This window comes from Halomonas sp. AOP7-B1-5 (assembly GCF_052353045.1).
GTDB classification, from domain to species: domain Bacteria; phylum Pseudomonadota; class Gammaproteobacteria; order Pseudomonadales; family Halomonadaceae; genus Vreelandella; species Vreelandella colorata.
Genome location: NZ_JBQTDC010000027.1, coordinates 1 through 21,987, shown reverse-complemented (window position 1 = coordinate 21,987; position 21,987 = coordinate 1). Strand labels below are relative to the sequence as shown.

The following is a 21,987-nucleotide window of genomic DNA, read 5'->3' as shown; positions in this document are numbered from 1 at the left end:
TCAGTGGCGAATATCATAGTATGTGCCGATGGCACCTGGAACCAACCGGAAGAAGACCTGGAGGAAGATTACCCCACCAACGTATTGAAGCTGGCGCGAGCCATTTCTCCCTTTGCGGGTGAGATGCGCCAACACGTCTCTTATGGGTGGGGAGTCGGTTCGTATCGTAATCAGATCATTGGTGCATTAACCGGCGCCGGGATCGAAAAGAACATCATCGATGGCTACCGCTATATCGTTCACAATTACACCCCAGACGACGACATCTATCTGTTCGGTTTTAGCCGTGGTGCTTACACCGTGCGCGCCTTGAGCGGACTCATCAATAACTGCGGCATTCTCAAGCGCTCGGAGGCTGGCCGGATCACCCAGGCCTGGGATATGTATCGAGATCACGCGGACGAAAACTGGCCGGGCGGTCAAACGGCCAGGGCATTTCGGAAGGCCTATTGCCACCCTTCGCAGCGCATTCACTTCATCGGTGTGTGGGATACCGTAGGTGCGCTGGGTATACCGCTAAGCCTGTTGGGCGGGCTGTTCAATAATGAGAACGAGTTTTACGACACCAAGATGGGCAGCAATATTGCCACCGCGCGCCATGCGCTCGCCATCGATGAGAAACGCGAAGACTTCGAGCCTACCTTGTGGGAGGCCCGTGAAGGCGTTGATTTGAAACAGGTATGGTTTGCCGGCGTACACAGCGATGTTGGCGGTGGCAAAGCGCCGGATGAGAACGGTATTCAAGCTTCCGATACACCCCTTGAGTGGATGCTAAACGAGGCCAGTGCCGCGGGTCTGGCCATCGCACCCCATCTTTACGGTAACCTGACCAACGGTGCGCGGGGCGAGCTGCATCATTCCCGGCGACATGTGTACCGGTTAAGAGGCAAGCTCGACCGTTCACTGGTCAACGAAGGCAAGCCGACGTTGATTCATCAAAGCGTCAAAGAGCGCTACCAGCGTGATGAAAGCTACCGGCCGCCCACTCTGAAGGCGCTGGTAGAGGAGCGCGGCTGGGTAGGTATCGAGCTGGACCGCTGATCGTATCCACCGCTGCCTGAGGCCAACCGTGTTCGGCTGATTCAAGCGGCGGTTCAGGCGTGGGCTGCAGCGTTATTTAAAGCGTGAGCGTTTGCCCGACTCGTAGCAGAGCTGATCCCTTGGAAAGTCACCGGGGAGTTCGCTCAATGCCTTGCTGGCTGCGCGCGCGTCCATCCCCGGGGCGACACGAAGCCCGTGGCCTTCATCGGCCTTGAGCGCGTTGATACTATTGGTATTCAAGACCATAGGCCAAATGATGCCGTAATATTTATGAACCCTGACGTTATAATCACGCGAAAAAACCAGCGTCGGCTCATCGGCTTTAGTTTGATCCGATGGTTGAGTATCAACGACTTCAACGAGACTATTCTCGAATGATAACCAGTAGAGTGGTATCAGACCGAGTGTCCAACCGGCAATGAATTGAGCCGGATCCAAATAGCTACCGTCTTCGACAACGCTACTCTTCACGGTCAACTGATAGCGATAGTCACCCGATGAGCATTGCGCCATGCCAGGCAAATAAACACCTCGTGTATTCTTCAAATCGCCACCGATAAATCCCGCGCAGCCAGATAGTGTCAGGGCGAATACGCTGGCGGTACATAACTTGGCTACGCTTTTTACCTTCATTTAGCGTCCTTGGTAATTAGCATTGGCTTAGGCCCTTTATAACCAAGTATTTGAATCCTCAATGTGACTGACCTCGAAGAGCTTCCTTGGGAACAGATACACATTGTTAAGTTTACCGAATGGCAGGCCAGCACGATAGCTAGGCCCTCAATGCGAGAAATCGTCAGGCAAAGCCAGCGGGAGTGGTGCCATGGCATTCGATTATTTTAAATAAGAATAAGAGATCTTGTTTTTATTCCTTTTTGGCGGGTTTTATTTGCACTAATATAGTGCGCCCAACGAGTTGAATTACAGGGCATCAAGAGCCTCAAGAAAAACCTAGGACGTACTATGAGCGAGCAACAGGGCGCGCACTTCAAGCGCAGTATGCAGACGCGCCACTTAGTGATGCTCTCATTAGGGGGCGTGATTGGGACCGGGCTGTTTTTAAGTTCCGGCTATACCGTGCAGCAGGCCGGGCCAACGGGCGCCGTATTGGCCTATCTGGTGGGGGGTATCGTCGCCTGGTTGGTGATGATGTGCCTGGGTGAGCTTGCCGTGCATATGCCGGACTCCGGCGCGTTCAGCGCCCACGCCAGCCGCTATATCGGCCCTGGTACCGGCTACATGGTGGCCTGGATGTACTGGCTGACCTGGACGGTGGCGCTGGGCTCGGAGTTTACCGCCGCGGCGGTGTTTATGGGGCGCTGGTTTCCTGATATCCCCGGCTGGTACTGGAGCGGGCTGTTCGCGGCCATCGTGTTTGGCGTCAACGCCTTTACCTCACGCTTCTTTGCCGAGTCCGAGTTCTGGCTATCGCTGATTAAGGTGATCGCGGTGGTAGTGTTCGTGATCGTCGGCGCGGGCGCGATCATCGGCTGGGTGCCGCTGCAGGATTCAAGCGGCGCCGCGTTGGCATCGCCCGGGCTTTCGGCCTTTTGGGGCGAGGGCGCCATGTCGCCTAGCCTCCTGGCCATCGGTACTACCTTGCTGGCGGTGATGTTTGCGTTTTCCGGCACGGAGCTTATTGGCATTGCCGCCGGGGAAACCGTGGACCCGGCGCGCAATGTGCCCAAGGCGATCCGCGCCACGCTGTGGCGGCTGATTCTATTTTTTGTGGGTACCATCATTGTAATTGCGGCATTGTTGCCCCAAAGCCAGGCCGGGCTTAGCCAAAGCCCGTTCGTCGCGGTATTCCAGCGCCTGGGCGTACCGGGCGCGGCGGATATCATGAACTTCGTGATCATCACCGCGCTGCTTTCGGCGGCCAATTCCGGGCTTTATGCCTCATCGCGCATGCTCTGGACGCTTTCAGATCAAGGCACTTTGCCCAAGTCGCTTGGTCGGCTTAACAAGCGCGGCATTCCCATGAACGCGCTGCTGCTCAGCATGATCGGCGGCTTCGGCGCGCTGTTTTCAAGCGTGTATGCGCCAGAAACCGTCTACCTAGTGCTGGTCTCGATCTCCGGTTTGGCCGTGGTGGTGGTGTGGATGGCGATTACGCTCAGCCAACTCAACTTCCGACGCCAGTACCTGCGTGAAGGCGGGCGGCTGAAAGATCTGGTATATCGCACCCCGTGCTACCCGTGGGTGCCTCTGATCGCGTTTGCGGCCTGTCTGGCTGCATGCATTGGCATCGCTTTTGATCCGCAGCAGCGAGTAGCGCTCTATTTCGGAGTGCCGTTCATGGCGCTCTGTTACCTGGTGCATTTTGTGAGCCATCGCGCGGTCACTCAACGTTCCGACCACCCAAACATTGCCGCTGAGGAGAAGACCGTATGAGTGCGTTGAACCCGATCAAGACCCTGCTGGCGGAAGCGCCTTTTATGGTCATCGACGGGGCGTTGGCCACCGAGCTTGAAACGCTCGGCTGTGATCTCAACGATGCCCTGTGGTCGGCGCGCCTGCTGGCTCAGGCGCCGGAGAAGATTCGCCAGGTGCATCAGGCGTATTTTGAAGCCGGTGCCGACTGCGCGATTACCGCAAGCTACCAGGCCACGGTGCCCGGTTTTATGCAGGCGGGAATGACGGCCCAGCAGGCCCGTGAGCTGATTCAGCTATCGGTCACGTTGGCGCAGCAGGCTCGCGATGCGGTGTGGCAGCCGGGGCAAACCGACCGCCCCAAGCCGCTGGTGGCCGCATCGGTTGGCCCGTATGGCGCTTATCTAGCGGATGGCAGCGAGTACCGCGGCGGCTATGATCTGGATCGCGCCGGGCTGGTTGAGTTTCATCGCGAGCGGGTTGAACTTCTGCTGGCTGCGGGCGCTGATCTGCTGGCGGTAGAAACCCTGCCCTCACTTGAAGAGGCGCTGGCGATCACCGACCTTCTGGCTGAACATCCGGGCGCTCAGGCCTGGATTACATTCTCGGCCAAGGATGGCGAGCACATCAGCGATGGAACGCCGATTGAAGAGTGTGCCGCAGCGCTGGCCAACTGCCCTGGCGTGGCGGCGATTGGCGTAAACTGCACCGCACTTGCACATATCGAATCATTGATTGCGGCGATCAAACGCCGGTGCGGCCTACCCGTATTGGTGTATCCCAACTCGGGGGAGCAATATGACCCGGTGACTAAAACCTGGCACTCGGCCCCGTGTGATCACACCGTCACTGGCCCTTCAGGCTTGGTTCAAGGGGCTGAGCATTGGTTGGCGGCAGGGGCGTCGGGTATCGGTGGCTGCTGCCGCACAACGCCTGATGATATACGGGCACTGGCCCAGTGGCGGCAGTCACGCTAGCTCGCATGGGCGCTTTTATTCTTTTCTCGCTTATTGAACTGAAGCGCCCAACTCCCGCTTAAGCCACGCGGCAAGCTGTGCGCTACGCTGGCTGTTGTGGTGGCGGGGTAGCCACAGGCAGAGCTTGGCGGGGGTTTCGATAAACCCCCAGGGCGCGGTGAGCCGTCCGCTTTTCAGGTCATCTTCCACCAGCAGTTTTGGCGCAATCGCTACGCCTAAGCCCGCCACAGCGGCTTCCATTAAATAGTAGAGATGATCAAACCCCTGGCCTTGGCGTAAGGCCTCTTCAAGGTGCGCAAGCTCAAGCCCTTGCGCGGTGGCCCACTGTGGCCAGGCCTGGGGGCGCGAGGCGGTGTGTAAAAGCTTGCCGGAAAAAAGTGTATCCGGCTGCGCTGGGTCGAGCTTTGCTTCCAAACGAGGGCTTACCACCGCGCAAATTTGCTCTGTCATTAGCTCGACAACGTCTACCTCGGCGGGCCAGGGCGGCTCGGAAAAGGCCAGGGTAGCGCTGACATTTTCCTGCTTGGCGGGCAGTTCACTTTCGCTGACCACGACCTGCAGTTTGAGCTGGGGCAGGTCACGTTGAAGGCGGTCCAGCCGCGGAATCAACCAGCGCGCCAGCAGGCTGCCGGGGCAGGCCAGCGTAAACGGCGCTTCTTCCACATCACGCTTGAGGTCCGCGCAACTATCACGCAGCCGGGTAAACGCCTCGCCAATGCCGTGATAAAGCCTTTCGCCGTGGTGAGTCAGCTCAATGCCCCGGCCTGCTTTGGCAAATAGCGCCACGCCGAAATGTTCATCCAGGCTGCGCAGCTGGCGGCTAACCGCGCCGTGGGTCACGCTTAGCTCATCGGCAGCGGCGGTAACACTGCCTAGCCGGGCGGTGGCTTCAAAGGCGCGCAGGGCGCTTAAGGGTGGCATGCTTTGTTGCATCGACTGTTGACTCCAGCTCACATATTGATGACATCTTATCGATTTTTATCTCCGTCTGCTTGCGCTACTTTCAATGCAACTGTTTACCCCGCTTTGAGAGGCCATCATGAACCAACCTGCGATCCAGCCTGATATCAACGGCCTGTTTGGCCAATTCGGCGGCCGTTTTGTGGCCGAAACGCTGATGCCGCTGATTCTTGAGCTGCAAGCCGAATACGATACCGCCAAAGATGACCCCGAATTCCAGCGCCAGCTCGCCTATTTTCAGAGCGACTACGTAGGGCGCCCTAATCCGCTGTATTTTGCCGAGCGTCTGACCGAGCATTTTGGCGGCGCGAAGATTTTTCTCAAGCGTGAAGAGCTTAACCATACCGGCGCACACAAAATTAATAACTGCATCGGCCAAGTGCTGCTGGCCAAGCGCATGGGCAAAAAGCGCATCATCGCTGAAACCGGCGCTGGCATGCACGGCGTAGCCACCGCTACCGTCGCAGCGCGGTTTGGTTTGCCCTGCGTGATTTACATGGGCTCAACGGATATCGAGCGCCAGCAGCCCAACGTATTTCGTATGAAACTGCTGGGAGCTGAAGTGATCCCGGTGACTTCCGGCACCGGTACGCTAAAAGACGCCATGAACGAAGCGCTGCGCGACTGGGTCACCAACGTGGATGACACTTTCTACATCATCGGCACTGTGGCGGGGCCGCACCCGTATCCCGCCATGGTGCGCGACTTCCAGGCGGTAATTGGCCACGAAACCCGCGCGCAAATGCAGGAAAAAGAGGGCCGCCTGCCGGATTCGCTAGTGGCCTGTATTGGCGGTGGCTCCAACGCCATGGGGCTGTTCCACCCATTCCTGAACGATGCCTCGGTCGAGATGATTGGTGTTGAAGCGGGCGGCAAGGGCGTTGAGAGTGGCCAGCACGCGGCAAGCCTCAATGGCGGCGCGCCGGGCGTGCTTCACGGCAACCGCACCTATCTGCTGCAGGATGAGGACGGCCAGATTATCGACGCCCACTCGATTTCTGCAGGCCTTGATTACCCCGGTATCGGCCCCGAACACGCCTGGTTGCACGAGCAGGGGCGCGTTGAGTATGTATCGGCTACCGACGACGAAGCGCTTGAAGCCTTCCAAACCTGCTGCCGCTGGGAAGGGATTATCCCCGCCCTTGAAACCGCTCACGCGCTGGCCCAAGTCGCCAAGCGGGCGCCGAAACTCCCCAGCGACCACTTGATGGTGGTTAACCTGAGCGGTCGCGGCGACAAAGACATGATGAGCGTGGCCCACTACCTGGGAGACAAGTTCAAATGAGCGCACTGAAGGATACTGTTATGAACGACGCCATGAATCCCAACGCGCGCCTTGCAGCACGCTTTGCCGCGCTCAAAACCGAAAACCGCCCGGCGCTGGTGAGCTACGTAACGGCGGGCGATCCGGATATGGCGACATCGCAACGCATTCTGGACGGCCTACCCGCCGCCGGTGTGGATGTGATTGAGCTGGGCATGCCGTTCAGCGACCCCATGGCCGATGGCCCCGCGATTCAAAAAGCCGCCCTACGTGCCCTCAAAGAAGGCCAGACCCAGGCCAAGACTCTGGAAATGGTGCGCGCCTTTCGCGAGAAAGACACCACCACGCCCATCGTGCTGATGGGTTACTACAACCCCATCTACCGCTATGGCGTTGAGCGCTTTTTGACCGACGCTGCCAGCGCCGGCGTAGATGGCCTGATCGTGGTCGATATACCGCCTGAGCATGACGACGAGCTTTGTCAGCCCGCCGCCCAGCACGGTATCGATTTTATCCGCCTGGCCACGCCCACCACGGACACCAAGCGCCTGCCCAAGGTGCTGGGTAACGCCTCCGGGTTTGTCTACTACGTTTCGGTGGCGGGCGTTACCGGCGGCAGCGCTCCCACGCCCGAAAAACTCGAGCGCTCCGTCAGCCAGCTACGCGAACATACCCAGCTTCCCATCGCTGTTGGCTTTGGTATTCGCACGCCCGAACAGGCCGCCATCATTGGCCGATTCAGCGATGCGGTAGTCGTTGGCTCCGCGTTGGTAGATTGCATCGAGAACGCAGCAACCCCCGACGAAGCTGTCAACGGCGTGCATAACCTTGCACGTGCACTGGCTGAAAGCGTTAAAGAGTGCCGCGAGGTGCACGAGCCGCAAGTTAGCTAACTGATGTAGTAACGCAGTAAACGCATGCATAAAGGGCAGGCCGTTGGGCCTGCCCTTATAATGTGCCGACGTGCTAGCTTTCTGATGAACGGTTGGCTAATTAAAATTAGCAACATGGGCTGTGCCAGGTTAATAAAAAATCTTGTTTAGGTTGCCTACTGAATATTTTCTTGCTGAAGTGAACAAAATATTTTGGTTTGAGGCGCTTTGAGATGAAACCTATAGGCTATGCGTACCTTCATGAGCACTTAGCCTTAGGGGTATGTCCACCCGTGTGTCCTGCGCGCATACGCCCCGTCACGCGCATTATGTTTATGGAGCAGGAAATAGCGGTACCTTCAGGTGCCGCGCTACCATGCAGAAGATGACCTGCGAGCCGTCCGACTGATCGAAGTCCTGCCTGCCAATCCGCCTACAGACTCACCCGTTTCCATTCTGTATCCCAAATCGCCAGTTATCTCCTCGTGTGAGGGTATACATTGACTGGGTGGTCGGGATGTTTGATGAGGATGGGGGTATATTCGCTAAGTAATATTTGTGAGACGCTATGATCAAGTCGCTTTAGCACTTTACTTCTTAAAAATGATTTGAGAATACTAAAGGGATCAATGATGACTCTCACTATGCTTCTGCTGTTTATACCCGCTTGCTTTGCCTTGAATATGGCACCAGGCCCCAACAATTTGCTCTCGCTTACCAATGCTAAGCGTTATGACATTAAAACGGCTTGCTTGGCGGGTATTGGTAGGTTGATCGCTTTTGTGGGGATGATTACGTTAGCCGCAACGGGGTTGGCAACCGTTCTGTATACCTCCGAGACGATATTTTTGGTAATTAAAACCCTTGGCGGTCTCTACCTGCTCTGGCTGGCGTATCAGTTATGGAGCGCAAGAACGGAAGCGCAGAGCGCTGATGAAGCTTCACAAAAAAGCCTATTTGGCTTGGCCTGGCAAGAGTTCTGGCTTGCGGCGGGCAATCCCAAGGCCATCCTGATTTTTACTGCTTTTCTACCCCAGTTTGTTGAGCCTGATGGTAATGTCGTACAGCAGTTTATGGTGTTAGGAGCGCTCTTTCTGTTACTGGAATGGGTGGCAATTGCCGGTTACGCCTACGCAGGCAGTTTTCTGGGCAACTGGTTTTCACAACCCAAGCGGCGTCAATTATTCAACCGCCTATGCGCGGGCTTGTTAGCCAGTGCAGGCATAGGGTTATTGCTCGCTAAAAAAGAGTAGAGGTTCTTTGAGTAATCCATCTGGAATAAAGCTTAAATGCAGACAAGTGATATCACGATCGGCCTGTCCCAGCTGCCCATTGTAAAAGCTGCTGTCGCAGAGAATTTAGCAACCCATCTTAAATACATTAAGCGCGCCGCCGCTATGGGGGCGGATGTGGTGGTATTTCCAGAGCTTTCACTAACCGGTTACGAGCTTGAACTGCTAGAGCAGCTCGCGATGCCGAAAAGCGCGGATACATTCATCGCGCTTTCTGCCGCCGCTACTGCGAATAACATCGTAATCATCGCTGGCTTCCCGTTGATCAGTGAAGGCAATAAGCCGCAGATAGGCGCAGTAATCTGTTTCCCCAGCGGCCAGCGTGACTTCTACGCAAAGCAGCACTTGCATAAAGGCGAAGACATTTATTGCTCGGCTGGCAGCGACAGCTATCTATTGACGGTAAACGGCATACGGATCGCCCTGGCTATTTGCGCAGATTTCGCCAACCCCGCCCACGCAGAAGCGGCAGCCGCGCAACAAGCGGACGTATATATCGCCAGCGCGCTGATTTCAAAAGCAGGCTATGAAGCAGATACCCAATTGCTTGCGGGTATCGCCAAACGCCATCAATTTCCCGTACTGCTTTCCAACCATATTTCTCTAACGGGTGGCTGGCAAACTTGCGGTAAAAGCGGTGGCTGGAAGGCGTCAGGGGAGTTGGTTATTTCTGCCGAAGGGAGTGATCCCACTATCGTGTTGTGTCATGTGAGCCAAGGGGCGCTTACACAAAAGAAAATAGATAGCAGATAAATAAAATAAGTCCTAAAATTGGTGCTTAAAATAGAGCTTTTTTGGAGGTCGTGATGCATCAGATACTAGCCGATTTTTCAGTCAGTATCTCTGAGCTGAAGAAGAACCCTTCGGCGCTGCTTTCGCAGGTCAGTGGCTCACCCATAGCAGTACTGAACCATAATAAGCCTGCGGCTTACCTCGTGCCTGCTGAAACCTATGAAGCCATGATGGAAATGCTGGAAGATTACGAACTTGCCAAGCTTGTAGAGGCGCGTCGTGATGACAAGAGTAAAGCGGTGACGGTATCGCTAGATGACCTATAGGCTAAAATTTGTACCGGCGGCGTTGAAAGAATGGGAAAAACTCGGTGCTCCCGTTCGAGATCAATTCAAAAAGAAGTTGGCTGAACGGTTGGAGAATCCCAGATTACCCGCAGACAAGTTAAGTGGATACGACGCGGTTTATAAGATAAAACTGCGTTCAGCAGGGTACCGTTTGGTTTACGAGATTGTTGATAACGAGTTATTTGTCTACGTGCTGGCCGTAGGCAAACGCGATAAAGGTAAAGTATATAGCTCGCTTAAACGGCGCATGTGACTCCACCACCCGAACTTACTGTTCCATATGAATGAAAAAATCATGGCATTGCCATGGTGGCAACTACCCAATTTTGTAATCAAGAGGACGTAATGGGAAAGCTTATTTCACTGATTGTGCTGGTCGCGTTGGGCTATACCGGGGTGTACTTCTATTACGGCCATGCCGTTAAGCAGGAAGTTCAGCAACAGTTGGATAACCGTGGCCTTTCTGCGGTCAGCGTTGATAACGTCGAGTACGGTGTGTTGGCGCCGATTAGCACCTCTGCGAACCTTACCGTCAGCGTTACCTACCGCGGAACACAGGCTGACCTGGATTTAACCGTGGAAGGCCACCCTGTGTTTTCGGATGAGGTAAGCGTCAGGCTTGATGGCCTGCAAGCGCTACGTTTGGGCATCGGCTTCTAAAAGCAAAAAACAACACGCGCTCAGCCGTGCGCCTGGCAGTATATTGAGATCAAGCTTTCGCTTCACCGAATGGGGGGAAACCCTCTTTCCGGCGCTGGATGCCTTGCTGAAGTAGGCAGAGCAGAAGGATGACTTTGCCAACCCTGCCCAGCAGAACGATCTGGGTGATGTTGCTACTTATTGAGAACCATCTGATGCACTACCGCCCCATGAAAATTGAAGATTACGACGCCGCCGTGGCGCTTTGGCTGAGCACGGAAGGCGTGCGCCTACGCGATGCGGACTCCCGCGAAGGCATCGATAAATACCTGAAGCGAAACCCCGGCTTGAGCTTCGTGGCAGAGCAGCAGGGCGAAGTGGTGGGCACTATCATGGCCGGCCATGACGGCCATCGCGGTTTTGTGCAGCATCTAGCGGTCGCGGCGGTTTGCCGAAAGCAGGGTATTGGCTCCGAGCTGGTCTGCCGCTGCATGAACGCGCTAAAGAATGAAGGCATTCAGAAATCGCATTTGATGTTGCTGGTGGATAACGATGCTGGCAAGCGCTTCTGGAAGCGCCTGGGCTGGGAGTTTCGTACCGATATCGAACTTCACTCGTTTATTCTTGACGGCGCATCCTGTGCGAATTGAGGTTTTAGTTTTGAAGTGAGTGGTAGCGTAAAAGCTTGCGTGGGATTAGATTGCGATCCCTAACGAAATACCAGTGAGCCTATTCAACAGGAGCCAACATGCCTTTATACCGAGCAGTACTGGTTTGTTTACTGTGCCTTAGTTTAGTGACTGAAACGGCGGCTGATGACTGGGCGCCTCCTGCAGATCCTGATTTGCATGACATTCTCAACGAGGCGCGTTTAGATGCAATGGCTGGCCGGTATGAGGTAGCGTTAGAAAAACACATCTGGTTTCACAACAATGCCGTAGCAATAGATGAGGGCATGTCCGGCGTACGCCGATCATTTGCACTCTTTGACTGGTTGAGGCTTGGGCAGGAATATCAACCTGCTATGGATAAGCTTCGCCAGATAAGAGGCGAGCTTTTTACCAGAATAAATGATGAAGGATATGACTCAGGTGCATTTCACGATCTGGTTGCCATCAATAGTGTCCTAGACGAAGAGTCGCTAACCGTAGAAGCGTTTAAACATCTTGATGCAACAAACCCGGAAGCAGCCCGTAGAGCCTTTAATTTTGCGAATTCTGCACTGATTAAAGATAAAGAATACGTTTTGTATGGGAAATATGTAGCCCCCAGGCGGGACTTTCTTTTAATGAAGCATAACTATGAACTAGGCATGCTGGAAGCTGGAGGCTCTGATGGATCTACTGCCCGTGCTGAATTTTCAATTAACTCATTTCGGAATAAAGCAGCCACGCTGGTAGCAATACTCGTAGTGAATGGACGCGCTACTGAAGCCGCTAACATCATGGAACAGGCAAAAGCGTTACTAGAAGAGCCTGCGTTTCATGCCGAGCTTGCGTCCGCATCAGAGGGAAATATTCCTGCCCCTTGGCCTTAAGCAACTTTATGTAAGGTTCATGGGGGGAGGTGCATTCCAACAGTCGCACCGCATGAAAGACTACAAGCCGTTTGCGTGCCCGGCTAACCCATGCGGCTAACGTCCCGCTTAATGTATATCGAACCTGTAAGTCTTAAAGCCCCAGCGCCCCCCGGCGCAGCCAGCCGTGTACGAAGTCCAGCTTTTGTAGCGTCACTTCTGTCAGCACGAACGGGTACACATCGGAAAGCCCCATGGAACGGTTAACGTTATTGACCCCGGCCACCACTGCCGTGGCGATATGAATCAGGCGCTCGGCATCCGGTTCGGCGTAGGCATCCCATTTTTGATCGCGGGGCAGCTCGGGCAAATCCATGCCCGATGCCACGAAGCTGTCGGTGATATCGGTCAGGTGCAGAAGGTGCGAGACGGTCTCCGCCCAATCTTCATGCGGATGGGCCGAGGCGTAAGTCGAGACATAGTGCGCACGCCAGTCCTCTGGCGGGCCTTCATGGTAGTGATGCTTAAGCGCCTCGGTGTAATCGGCACGCTCATCGCCAAACGCCTCGCGAAAGGCATTCAAAAAATCTTCTCGCAAGCTTAATCGCCACCACAGCATATGCGCAATTTCATGGCGCATATGGCCAATCATAGTGCGGTAAGGCTCCTCCAGCGCTTCGCGGCGCGTGGTACTTAGTACCGGGTCCGCCTCGGCCACGCTGATCGTGACCACGCCACCCACATGGCCCATGGGCACCGGCGTGGCGCCTTCGGCCAGCATATGAAAGGTGGGCGGCGTGCCGGGATCTTCCGGCCGAAACCAGTGCCAGCGGCCCAGGTTATCGATCACCCAGCGCTTGGCGGCCTCGGTCAGTGCCCAGTTGGGAATGGCGTCGGGAATCTCTGGGTCCGGCGCCAGAGCGGTCATCGCACAGGCGCGACAGAACTCACCCTCGTTAGGCGCAATCCAATTGCAGCCAATCACGTCGCGGTTGGCGCAGAAGGGCGGCATGGGAATAAACGCCCGCGCCTGGGGGTCGTAGGCCACCGGGACGCTATCGGCGGTTACCAGGTTATCAAACCACAACGAACCGGCTCCGACCGGGTTGGAGAAAACGCGCATGGGCCGGGTACTCATAAGAAAGGAGCCTTGAGTCTAGGCAGGGATGCGCGGCTACGTCCAATGCCTTCAATAAAGATCGACGCTTATCGTCTGCATACGCTGTAGGCGAAGGCTTTAGCCCGCAACGATTTCAGCGTGTTATAAATAACCGCATACGAATAACACGTCTGCTTAATATTCTCTCGAAAGGTGCCCCATGGCGATAAGCGAACCCCGCTGGGTAGAAGAGTTGCCGCGACTCTATGCTCACCTCTGGGCATGCCTGACTCAAGGCGTCAACGCCCACCACGCTGCGGCACGTCATCCCACCTTGGCCACTGTAAGCGCCAATGGTATGCCCCAGGCGCGCACGGTCGTGCTGCGTGAAGCCGACAAGCAGGCGGCCACGCTTGCCACCTACACCGATATTCACTCCGATAAAATCGCTGCCCTGCGCGCCAACCCCGTGGCCGCGCTGCACGTATGGGATGCCGAGCAAATGCTGCAATGTCGCATCGAAGCCAACGTCACCATCTTGAATGGCGACGAGGTCAGCGAGCGCTGGCAGCGAATACCCGAACACGCCCGCACCGCCTACAGCCGCGGCCCCGCGCCGGGCGAGCCGATTGCGGATTCACTGGACTACACCAAGACCCCGGCCGAAAGCGCTTTCGCGGTGCTGTGGCTCGACATTCAAGCGATAGAAGCGCTGCACCTGGGCCACCACCACCGCCGCGCGGTGTTCAAGCGGGCGGATAATTGGGCAGGGCAGTGGCTGGTGCCGTAATGGGCGCGTCGGCTAACGCAAATCGCGAGCACTTTTTTGTAGGAGTCGGCTTCAGCCCACGACGATGTAGGCTACTCGGTCGCGACGACTTTCAAATTCCAAGGAACCCCATGCCCCACGCTGAGCCTACCGAGCAGGATGCTCCACGCTTCACCACCCCCGCCGGTGAGATAATCGGTTGGCGGGATCGCGGCGTTATCCGTGCCACGGGTATCCGCTACGCCCGCGCAGAGCGCTTCTGCGCCCCAGAGGATGAGCCGCCCGCCACCATGCCCATTCAGGCCACTCAGTGGTCCCCCGCTTTGCCACAAAACAGTATTCCTGAGCTGGATGAGGCTTTGGGCATTACCCCCCAGGAGGCGGCCTACTGCGAAGGTGAGCTGCATCTGTCGGTGGCCATTCCGGATAGTCCCGCCACGGCGCCGCGCCCGGTGATGGTCTGGATTCACGGTGGCTCTTACGTATTCGGCGCGGCAGACCTCGCGGTATACGACGTACGCCCGCTGGCGCTTGAGCAAAACGTCATCGTGGTGGCTGTGAATTACCGGCTCGGCCTGCTGGGTTTTCTGGGCGGCTACGCCAATCGCCCGGCCAACTTGGGCCTGCTCGATCTCATTTCGGCGCTGCGCTGGGTCAACACCAACATTGCGGCCATGGGCGGCGACCCTAACAACGTTACTCTGTTTGGGCATTCCGCCGGAGGCGATGCGGCGGCCCATCTAATGATTGCCGAGGGCATTGATGGGCTTTTTCAGCGCGCCATCATCCAGAGCGCGCCGCTCGGCATCAGCCGCAACCGGGCGAAGATGCACGGCAAGATGAGCCGAAAGGCCGCTGATGTAAAAGACGATACGCCCTTGGAGGAGGTTCTGTGCGCACAAGAGCAGGTGGTTAAAGCCGCCCAAGGGTTTGGGCTGAGATCCGCCATGCCGTTTGGCACCCAGTACGGCCACTACCCGCTGCCCATTGAGGCCGAGGTAGACGCTGCCTGGCGCCGCGCTGCGCCGAAATTCGACATTTTTATTGGCTACACCTTAGAGGAAACCGCGCTGTTTCTAGTGATGTCTCGCAACCTTTCGCGGCTACGCCAGTTTCCATTAATAGGTGAGCGGGCCACCAGGGCGATGGTGGCTGCCACCACGCGCAAAATATACAAGCGCGATGCCCTCATGTTTGCCCGCCGCCACGCGAAAGCCGGTGGCAACGCTTACGTTTATCGGCTGGATTGGGGCAAGGGCCACTATCCGTTTGGCGCCTCCCATACCATTGAGCTTCCGCTACTGTTGGGCGAGCCCGCCAGCTGGCAATATGCCGATATCGTTAAAGACGTGGAACAAACCGATCTGCTTGAGCACGGCCAACGCCTGCGCGAGCTATGGGCAGATTTCGCGCGAAACGGGCAACTGCCGCCCACTGGTCAGCTTGAACCGCAAATAGTGCAGTGGTGGCAGGCCAGCTAGTTAGCGACAAGCGCATTCTCATTATCATGAATGCATTTGCCGACTGGCCCCAGGAGGCTTGCCGATGACGCGCTTGAAAGCACGACTGAATGCCGCTTGAGACGTATAGCCGAGTCGTTGGGCGACCACGTCGATAGATACTCTTTCTTGAGTGAGCCATTGATTGGCAAGACGCATCCGCAGTTCCGTTGCATAGCGTAGGGGTGGCACTCCGATGGTGGTTTGAAAGCGTTGTGCGAAAACTGAGCGAGAGACATGCGACTCCGCAGCCAACTCTGCCACTGTCCATTCACGGCCAGGCTGGCGGTGCAGCGCCAGTATGGCACGAGCAAGACGTGGGTCACGCAATGCCGCAACGAGACCAGAGGCGTTTTCACAGCCGGACTCGATCCAGCCGCGCACCATCATGGCTGCCGCAACCTCCGCGAGCCGAGCCAGAATACCCGCGAAACCGATACGACCGGCGCAGATTTCCCGTTTCATTGAATCAAGCATAGGCAGCAAGCCAGGGTAGCGATCCCCCAGCGTGTCAGCCACCATGACGGTTGGCATCAATTTACCAAGCCCCTGCATGCCGCCTAGATCGAACTCCATGCAACCGTAGAAAATGACGGCACTGGGTGTCGGGTGAGTACTGGGGCATGTGTCTACCCCGCTGACGGCTTCGCCAAGGGGCGCAGCATCGAATGTGTCGATGCTCTGAAATGAAACCTTCGCATCCGATAGAAGCTGATGCCTCCCCCCTTGAGGTATAAACACAGCGCTTCCAGCGGACAGTTCATGCAACTCACCATCATCTGTACGTAAAAAGGCAGTACCAACCGCCAGAAAGTGGAAGTAAGCGTGTCCTGGCTTGTCTTCGAAGCCTAAACCGAAAGATGGGCCTGTCTGAATGCGGCGGTATTGGACGCCACGCAGGCGCATGCCGGTCAGCAGTTCGCTGATGAGATCAGATGACAGGGCAAATTTATCTTTATTGGTCATTTTAGGCGTTTCGATCAAAAAAATGAGATTTATGATCATAGATCATCCAGGTTTACAGCTCTAGACTTTCAGCTTCAAAAGTTTCTAGAGAAGTTTCGAAATGAGTAATGACGTTTTTGATGCTGGAAAAATGGCCGATACAGGCGGTGCGGCCAGCAGTGAACCTGCTGCACCGGCGTGGATGGCGGTGTTTTCACTAGCAATGGGCGTGTTCGGGTTGCTGACGGCGGAGTACTTACCCGCCAGTCTGTTGACGCCGATGGCAACAGACCTCGGCGTGTCGGAGGCACTCGCGGGTCAAGCGGTGACGGTGACGGCGGTGATGGCTCTGTTTGCCGGGCTGCTGGTGCCCAGGTTAACGCGCAGTTTCGATCGGCGCGTGGTCTTGCTGGCGTTTACCATCCTAATGATCGCCTCCAACCTGCTCGTAGCGCTTTCCTCCAACCTGACCGTGCTGCTGGTGATGCGCATTCTATTAGGCATCGCGTTGGGGGGCTTCTGGAGCATGGCGGCAGCCGTGGCCATGCGGCTAGTGCCCGCCAATTTGGTGCCGCGAGCACTCTCCATCATCTTCAGCGGCATCGCGATCGGAACGGTGGTGTCCGTGCCACTGGGGAGCTACCTGGGTGGGCTCTATGGCTGGCGCAGTGCCTTTATCGCCGCTGCAGCTGTTGGCGGGATTACGCTGGTCTTTCAATGGTGCACGCTACCGCGTATGGCGCCGCGCAAAATGACGCATACCGCATCGGTGCTTGAACTGCTCCGCCGCCCGGGTATTGCGATTGGCATGATGGGCTGCGTACTTGCCCATACGGGCCAATATGCCTTGTTTACCTATATTCGACCGGCGCTTGAAAGCGTGGGTGACATTGATGTCGACGGTTTGGCGCTGATGCTTCTGGGGTTCGGTTTCGCCAACTTCGTCGGTACGCTGCTGGCCGGCTGGCTGATGGAACGTAGCCTGCGCGCGACCTTGGTGCTGATGCCGGCACTGGTAGGTGTGGCAGCGTTCGGCATGATCTTGCTACCCGTCCAGGGAACCGCGCTGATGCTCCTGGTCGCGCTGTGGGGCATGGCCTTCGGCGGTGTACCGGTGGCTTGGTCCAACTGGGTTGCGCGCGCCGTGCCCGATCAAGCGGAGACCGCCGGTGGAATGGTCGTCGCGGCGGTGCAATCATCCATCGCCACCGGCGCTGCATTGGGTGGCCTTGTTTTCGGCTTTAGTGGCGTCACCGGCGTTTTCATTACCGCAGGCGCGGTGATGTTGCTCGCCGCACTCGTGATTGCTCTGCGCGTCCGGGTCGAACTACCGCAGCACGGTGCAACCACCGGCGCCGGAATACATGTTTGAATGACTTTTTAACCCAGGTTTGTTCCGGGGAGGGGACAGGCATTACTGGCACCACCCGGAGCAGCACACTGAATGTTGAGATACGGCCAACGCCTGCGAGCGCTATGAGCTGACGCCGCGCTTATCGTATCCGCCTATGGCCGTGAGAGCGCTGGCCCTCGCTTGCTCAAGAAAGAGAAGAGAATAGAAGAACCGAAGCCTGAACATCCTCCCGGTCAGCGTCCTCACAAAGGCTGGCGTTAGTTTCCCACAGCCCAGTCCCGCAATATTCGCCAAGGTCATACTGGCTCAGTATCATAAGCAGCCTAAACCAAGCCACAGAAGTCATCATTCATGTCGTGCCCACCTTGCCCAAACTGCCAATCCGAATTCGTCTATCAGGATCAAAGCCTGTTCATTTGCCCCGAGTGCGCCCACGAATGGAACCCTTCTGAAACAGAGTCGGAAGACGCTGTGACGGTCAACGATGCCAACGGCACGCTGTTAGCGGAAGGCGATAAGGTAACGATGATCAAAGACCTCAAAGTCAAAGGCAGCTCGCTGGTACTCAAGGTAGGCACCAAAGCCGTTATCAAGCGGCTCAAAGACAGCAAGGATCATCAACTGGACTGCAAGGTCGACGGCGTTGGCGACATGATGGTAACCGCTCATTTTGTGAAAAAGGCCTGAACCACGCCTGGAAGTTGTTGGTCAACGTCACTAATCAGACCGCTATCCACATTACGACGCAGTAAGATTAAGTTCATCCACCACCACTGCGTCACACAACATATCCGCAAAGCTTGCCAGGGCCGGTGTCCAGGTTGCCGGTTCGGGGGCGACAAAATAGGTATCAATGTGGGCAATAGAAGCGGGCAGAGCCAGCGTGTGAATCCCGAACCGGTGCTTGTGAGCGTCTACCGTTCCACGCGGTAGCACCGTGTAGCCCATCCCAGCAGCGACACAGCCCAACATCGCATCCAGCGAGCCGAACTCGAATATCCGGCCCGCATTGACACCATAGGACGCCAGCAATAGCTCGATACGCTGGCGGTAGCTGCACCCTTGGCGAAACGCCATGAAGGCAGACGCCAGCAGCGCTTGTGAAGAGGGCATCGTCGTCATGGGCATCGAACCCACTAACACAAGTTCCTCGCTAAATGCTTTAAGCACGTGGGAGCGGCTATGCTCAAGCCGCCCAGCCACGAAGGCACAGTCTACCTGCCCGTTTAGCAGCAGCTCGACCAGCTCAGCCGTTGGCCCGGTCTTGAGCTGGATATCAACATCAGGCTGCGCTGCGTGATACGCCGCTAGTATTGGGGGAAGGCGCAATGCCGTTGTGGTCTCCATGGCGCCTATCCGTAGCCGCCCACACGCCTTCTCCTGACCCTTGAACAGCGATACCGCTTCATCATGGGCAGTCAACATGCGCTCAGCGTACTCCACCAGCGCCAAACCAGCGCTTGTAGGGCGAACACGTCCCGCACGATGAATAAGCTGTACGCCTAACTCCTCCTCAAGTTTCTTGATGTGAGTCGTCACGTTGGATTGCACCGTGTGCAAGCGTTTTGCCGCTGCCACGAAGCTGCCTGTCTCGGCCACCGCCATGAATAAGCGTAGCGATTTAAGCTGCATACTTGCCTTCCCCTCACGCCAGCGTTATTTCAATATGCGCTATCTCAAAAAGAGATAGTAGCGATCAAAACTAATCGTTTCTATAAAACAATCGCCAGCAACTAGGCTGTCTATTAGCACGAGCCGCCCAAACCGCCCAATGGGTGACACGCTAAGGACGCAACCTCATGAATCGCCAACGCACTTCTCAGGATCTACCCGCGCTAATGACCGGTATCACGGCGACGCTTGCGGGTATTGGCATCGCACGCTTTGCTTACACGCCGCTATTGCCTGCGATTATTGAGCAGGGGTGGTTCACTGCAAGCCAGGGCGCCTACCTGGGCGCTGCCAACCTGCTGGGCTACTTTATGGGTGCGCTCGCAGCCCACTCTTTGAGTGAACGCTTTTCCTCTCGTCAGGTAATGGGGGCAAGCTTTGCGTGTATCGTGCTTAGTTTTACGCTTTGTGCATGGAGCGGCCATTTCGCGTGGTTTTTCTTCTGGCGACTCGCTTCAGGTATGGCTGGCGCCATACTAATGGTGGTTGGGCCATCCGTCGCGTTAGCGGCCACGCCGCCTGAAAGACGTGCCCAGGTAGGCGCTATGGTATTTACCGGTATCGGTATAGGGGCGCTGCTTTCAGCACTGGCAGTCCCTTTACTGCTTGAATTCAATATGGCGATTACCTGGAGTGCGCTTGGGCTACTTTGTGTTGCCGCCGGTATTGTATGGTGGCCTGAAGTCTTTGGCGTCACCTGCAACGGCTAGCCCAAGCAACGAGAGCGGTAGACGTATGCCGGGTGTGAAGCTGGCCGTGCTGCTGGTTATCGGTGCGTATGCCCTGGATGCGGTCGGATTTGTACCGCATACGGTGTTCTGGGTGGATTATCTTGCCAGGGAAAATGCCCTGGGTAACCACGCGGCTTCATTTCAATGGGGCATCTTTGGCTTAGGGGCGGTGTGCGGGCCGTTAATGGTTGGCACATTGGCGAAGCGAGTCGGCTGGCATTACGGTTTAACGCTGGCGTTTGTGGCAAAGGCCGCAGCTGTTTTGTTGCCGGTATTCTCGCTAGCCCTGATTAGCCAATCCGTTTCCTCGTTCATGGTAGGGGCGATGATCCCCGGTATTGTTGCGCTTACATCGGGGCGCCTTGCCGAATTGGTAGGGCCAACGACTCACAAGAAAATCTGGGGGCAAGCCACCGCTGCCTTCGCCGCCGCTCAGGCGGCGGCGGGTTACGCTATGTCAGCGCTTTATGGCTCCTTCGGCACCTATACTCCGCTTTTTGCCATCAGCGGCCTTATGCTTGTGGCTGGCTTTGTGTTGGTACTGCTTAGCCGTGGCGCGCAATTACGTAACCTTCCTCTCGCGGCACAACACAGGAGATAACCATGCAACTCTACCTAAACACCACTTCACCCTATGCGCGCCTGGTGCGCATCGTGTTAATCGAAAAAGGGCTAATAAACGCCGTCACGCTGAACTGGTGCGACCCCTGGGCCGACGACCCCGCGCTATTAAAAGCCAACCCCGCCGGGCGTATCCCTGCGCTAGTCACCGAGAAAGGCACCACGCTCAGCGAATCAATGCTGATAGCTATTTATCTGGATAGCGCTTACCCCGAGAAGCCCGTGCTGCCCGTCAACTGTATGGGCGAGGTATTGCACTTAGCGGGGTTGGGTCAAAACCTCATGGAGGCGGCGTTTACGACGGTGATTGCCAGAAAGCACAATGGCAATGAGGCCGACAATAGCGTGCTGGGAGCGCGGCGCTTGCGGGCGATTCAGCGGCTACTGAACCAGTTAAATAGTGAGCTTGGTGAAGCGTCTGTGGACGCCATCAATCTTGGCGAAATCGCCGTCGCGGTGGCACTGGATTATCTTGCTTTTAGGTTGCCAAAGTTGGCGTGGAGGGCAGATTATCCGCAGCTTCAAGCTTGGCAGGCGGGCGTAATTTCACGCGTAAGTTTTCAGCAGACTGCGTTCGTTTAGGTGGGTTCTTGTACACGCCTGTAACTACAAATAAAGGCCACCGTGATCGTGAGCTCCTACCCGAATACGCCCAGCCTACAGTAGTTGCGCCACGCCGAGCCGGTTGAGCAGGAAGCCCCGTGTTTTACCACCCCAGCAGGCGAGGTAATCGGCTGGCGGAATCGCGGTGCTATCCGCGCCACGGGCATCCTCTAAGCTTCTGCCCACCGATGGATGAACCTCCAGCCACAGCGCCCATCTACGCCACCAAGTGGTCGCCAGCCTTACCGCAAAACACTATTCCTGAACTGAATGAAGCGCTCGGCATTACCGCCCAGGTATTTCACGCCTGCGAAGGTGAGCTACATTTGCCGGTTACCGTGCTGGAAAGCCTCTTCAAGGTGCCGCGGCCTGTGATGATGTGGATACATGGCAGCTCCTACGCATTTGGCGAGGGGGTCTCACCGTGTTCGACGTGCGCACGCTATCGCTTGAACAAAATGTCATCATGGTCACTGTGAATTACTTGCTCGGCCTGTTAGGTTTTCTGGACGGTTACGCTAACCGGCCTATCAAACTGGGCCTGCTGAATATTATTTTAGCCCTGCGCTGGATCAACACCACATAGCGGCTATGAGCGACCCTGGAAATGTCACCCTGTTCGGCTATTCATCTGGCGGGGACGCGGCGGCTCATTTGATGATTGCTGAAAGGCCCTGAAGGG

27 protein-coding genes are annotated in these 21,987 nt (G+C 56.4%); 21 read left to right on the top strand and 6 right to left on the bottom strand.

The genetic code is table 11. The annotated features are described in order from the left end of the window. Nucleotides 1-3: 3 nt before the first annotated feature. On the top strand, nt 4-1,041 hold the full coding sequence (locus tag ACT3XD_RS13485; protein ID WP_318782760.1) for a DUF2235 domain-containing protein: 1,038 nt from the start codon (nt 4-6) through the stop codon (nt 1,039-1,041). A gap of 72 nt (nt 1,042-1,113) precedes the next feature. On the opposite strand, the gene ACT3XD_RS13480 is transcribed toward ACT3XD_RS13485, so the two are convergent. Further along, entirely contained in the window at nt 1,114-1,674 is a 561-nt protein-coding gene (locus tag ACT3XD_RS13480; RefSeq protein ID WP_192538413.1) for a hypothetical protein, read from the bottom strand. Between the two features lie 330 nt (nt 1,675-2,004). On the opposite strand from ACT3XD_RS13480, the gene ACT3XD_RS13475 reads away from it, so the two are divergent. Further along, the gene (locus ACT3XD_RS13475; RefSeq protein ID WP_192538411.1) at nt 2,005-3,435 is read left to right on the top strand and encodes an amino acid permease; all 1,431 of its coding nucleotides are present in this window, start codon (nt 2,005-2,007) and stop codon (nt 3,433-3,435) included. Next, on the top strand, nt 3,432-4,391 hold the full coding sequence (gene mmuM, locus ACT3XD_RS13470; RefSeq protein ID WP_225736190.1) for a homocysteine S-methyltransferase: 960 nt from the start codon (nt 3,432-3,434) through the stop codon (nt 4,389-4,391). Before ACT3XD_RS13475 ends, mmuM begins: the two co-directional genes overlap by 4 nt. Nucleotides 4,392-4,421: 30 nt before the next feature. Here the strand turns inward: mmuM and ACT3XD_RS13465 are convergent, their stop codons facing one another. Next, nucleotides 4,422-5,324 (bottom strand): LysR family transcriptional regulator, encoded by a 903-nt coding sequence (locus ACT3XD_RS13465; protein WP_192538410.1) that lies wholly within the window; start codon nt 5,322-5,324, stop codon nt 4,422-4,424. Nucleotides 5,325-5,430: 106 nt separating this feature from the next. Here ACT3XD_RS13465 and trpB point away from each other — a divergent pair, with 106 nt between their 5' ends. The 9 genes from trpB (at nt 5,431) to ACT3XD_RS13420 (ending at nt 12,034) form a co-directional block, all read left to right on the top strand. Continuing rightward, nucleotides 5,431-6,636 carry a tryptophan synthase subunit beta gene (gene trpB / locus ACT3XD_RS13460; RefSeq protein WP_192538408.1) on the top strand — a complete coding sequence of 402 codons (1,206 nt, stop codon included), beginning with the start codon at nt 5,431-5,433 and terminating at the stop codon, nt 6,634-6,636. A 32-nt stretch (nt 6,637-6,668) separates the two neighbouring features. Then, a complete protein-coding gene (trpA, locus tag ACT3XD_RS13455; RefSeq protein ID WP_192538489.1) occupies nt 6,669-7,508 on the top strand; it encodes a tryptophan synthase subunit alpha in 840 nt (279 codons plus the stop codon). Between the two features lie 611 nt (nt 7,509-8,119). Continuing rightward, the gene (locus ACT3XD_RS13450; RefSeq protein WP_192538406.1) at nt 8,120-8,740 is read left to right on the top strand and encodes a LysE family translocator; all 621 of its coding nucleotides are present in this window, start codon (nt 8,120-8,122) and stop codon (nt 8,738-8,740) included. 36 nt (nt 8,741-8,776) lie between these two features. Next, on the top strand, nt 8,777-9,532 hold the full coding sequence (locus ACT3XD_RS13445; protein WP_192538404.1) for a carbon-nitrogen hydrolase family protein: 756 nt from the start codon (nt 8,777-8,779) through the stop codon (nt 9,530-9,532). A 53-nt stretch (nt 9,533-9,585) separates the two neighbouring features. Beyond that, nucleotides 9,586-9,837 (top strand): type II toxin-antitoxin system Phd/YefM family antitoxin, encoded by a 252-nt coding sequence (locus tag ACT3XD_RS13440; protein ID WP_192538402.1) that lies wholly within the window; start codon nt 9,586-9,588, stop codon nt 9,835-9,837. Further along, entirely contained in the window at nt 9,827-10,111 is a 285-nt protein-coding gene (locus ACT3XD_RS13435) for a type II toxin-antitoxin system RelE family toxin (protein WP_192538400.1), read from the top strand. Before ACT3XD_RS13440 ends, ACT3XD_RS13435 begins: the two co-directional genes overlap by 11 nt. Before the next feature lie 92 nt (nt 10,112-10,203). Next, on the top strand, nt 10,204-10,518 hold the full coding sequence (locus ACT3XD_RS13430; RefSeq protein ID WP_018918674.1) for a hypothetical protein: 315 nt from the start codon (nt 10,204-10,206) through the stop codon (nt 10,516-10,518). A 128-nt stretch (nt 10,519-10,646) separates the two neighbouring features. Next, complete coding sequence (locus ACT3XD_RS13425) at nt 10,647-11,147, top strand: GNAT family N-acetyltransferase (protein WP_417421587.1); 501 nt, start codon at nt 10,647-10,649, stop codon at nt 11,145-11,147. Between the two features lie 98 nt (nt 11,148-11,245). Continuing rightward, complete coding sequence (locus tag ACT3XD_RS13420) at nt 11,246-12,034, top strand: hypothetical protein (protein WP_192538398.1); 789 nt, start codon at nt 11,246-11,248, stop codon at nt 12,032-12,034. A 133-nt stretch (nt 12,035-12,167) separates the two neighbouring features. Here ACT3XD_RS13420 and ACT3XD_RS13415 read toward each other — a convergent pair whose 3' ends face one another. After that, nucleotides 12,168-13,136 (bottom strand): zinc-binding metallopeptidase family protein, encoded by a 969-nt coding sequence (locus ACT3XD_RS13415; RefSeq protein WP_192538487.1) that lies wholly within the window; start codon nt 13,134-13,136, stop codon nt 12,168-12,170. A 196-nt stretch (nt 13,137-13,332) separates the two neighbouring features. Between ACT3XD_RS13415 and ACT3XD_RS13410 the strand changes: the two genes are divergently transcribed. Together ACT3XD_RS13410 and ACT3XD_RS13405 are read left to right on the top strand one after the other, a co-directional pair. Further along, nucleotides 13,333-13,902 carry a pyridoxamine 5'-phosphate oxidase family protein gene (locus ACT3XD_RS13410; protein WP_192538396.1) on the top strand — a complete coding sequence of 190 codons (570 nt, stop codon included), beginning with the start codon at nt 13,333-13,335 and terminating at the stop codon, nt 13,900-13,902. A 110-nt stretch (nt 13,903-14,012) separates the two neighbouring features. Next, nucleotides 14,013-15,362 (top strand): carboxylesterase family protein, encoded by a 1,350-nt coding sequence (locus ACT3XD_RS13405; protein WP_192538394.1) that lies wholly within the window; start codon nt 14,013-14,015, stop codon nt 15,360-15,362. A gap of 24 nt (nt 15,363-15,386) precedes the next feature. Here the strand turns inward: ACT3XD_RS13405 and ACT3XD_RS13400 are convergent, their stop codons facing one another. Then, nucleotides 15,387-16,385, bottom strand: a complete 999-nt coding sequence (locus ACT3XD_RS13400) for an AraC family transcriptional regulator (protein ID WP_192538392.1) — start codon at nt 16,383-16,385, stop codon at nt 15,387-15,389. A 61-nt stretch (nt 16,386-16,446) separates the two neighbouring features. Between ACT3XD_RS13400 and ACT3XD_RS13395 the strand changes: the two genes are divergently transcribed. Together ACT3XD_RS13395 and ACT3XD_RS13390 are read left to right on the top strand one after the other, a co-directional pair. Continuing rightward, nucleotides 16,447-17,697 carry an MFS transporter gene (locus tag ACT3XD_RS13395; protein WP_225736188.1) on the top strand — a complete coding sequence of 417 codons (1,251 nt, stop codon included), beginning with the start codon at nt 16,447-16,449 and terminating at the stop codon, nt 17,695-17,697. 333 nt (nt 17,698-18,030) lie between these two features. Further along, complete coding sequence (locus ACT3XD_RS13390) at nt 18,031-18,366, top strand: zinc ribbon domain-containing protein YjdM (protein ID WP_192538390.1); 336 nt, start codon at nt 18,031-18,033, stop codon at nt 18,364-18,366. A gap of 51 nt (nt 18,367-18,417) precedes the next feature. Here ACT3XD_RS13390 and ACT3XD_RS13385 read toward each other — a convergent pair whose 3' ends face one another. Beyond that, nucleotides 18,418-19,311, bottom strand: coding sequence for a LysR family transcriptional regulator (locus ACT3XD_RS13385; protein ID WP_192538388.1), 894 nt, complete (start codon nt 19,309-19,311; stop codon nt 18,418-18,420). A gap of 167 nt (nt 19,312-19,478) precedes the next feature. Here ACT3XD_RS13385 and ACT3XD_RS13380 point away from each other — a divergent pair, with 167 nt between their 5' ends. From ACT3XD_RS13380 to ACT3XD_RS13370, 3 genes are read left to right on the top strand one after another with little or no spacing between them, the layout of a single operon-like run. After that, nucleotides 19,479-20,060, top strand: coding sequence for an MFS transporter (locus ACT3XD_RS13380; protein WP_263974111.1), 582 nt, complete (start codon nt 19,479-19,481; stop codon nt 20,058-20,060). Nucleotides 20,061-20,085: 25 nt separating this feature from the next. Then, nucleotides 20,086-20,682: an MFS transporter gene (locus ACT3XD_RS13375; RefSeq protein ID WP_263974110.1), complete on the top strand. Its 597-nt coding sequence runs from the start codon at nt 20,086-20,088 to the stop codon at nt 20,680-20,682. Between the two features lie 2 nt (nt 20,683-20,684). Beyond that, complete coding sequence (locus ACT3XD_RS13370) at nt 20,685-21,284, top strand: glutathione S-transferase family protein (RefSeq protein WP_192538386.1); 600 nt, start codon at nt 20,685-20,687, stop codon at nt 21,282-21,284. Between the two features lie 75 nt (nt 21,285-21,359). Here the strand turns inward: ACT3XD_RS13370 and ACT3XD_RS13365 are convergent, their stop codons facing one another. After that, on the bottom strand, nt 21,360-21,491 hold the full coding sequence (locus ACT3XD_RS13365) for a hypothetical protein (protein ID WP_263974109.1): 132 nt from the start codon (nt 21,489-21,491) through the stop codon (nt 21,360-21,362). Between the two features lie 2 nt (nt 21,492-21,493). Here ACT3XD_RS13365 and ACT3XD_RS13360 point away from each other — a divergent pair, with 2 nt between their 5' ends. Together ACT3XD_RS13360 and ACT3XD_RS13355 are read left to right on the top strand one after the other, a co-directional pair. Beyond that, nucleotides 21,494-21,784, top strand: a complete 291-nt coding sequence (locus ACT3XD_RS13360; RefSeq protein WP_192538494.1) for a hypothetical protein — start codon at nt 21,494-21,496, stop codon at nt 21,782-21,784. Then, nucleotides 21,772-21,891 carry a hypothetical protein gene (locus tag ACT3XD_RS13355; RefSeq protein ID WP_412767947.1) on the top strand — a complete coding sequence of 40 codons (120 nt, stop codon included), beginning with the start codon at nt 21,772-21,774 and terminating at the stop codon, nt 21,889-21,891. Before ACT3XD_RS13360 ends, ACT3XD_RS13355 begins: the two co-directional genes overlap by 13 nt. Nucleotides 21,892-21,987 lie beyond the last annotated feature (96 nt).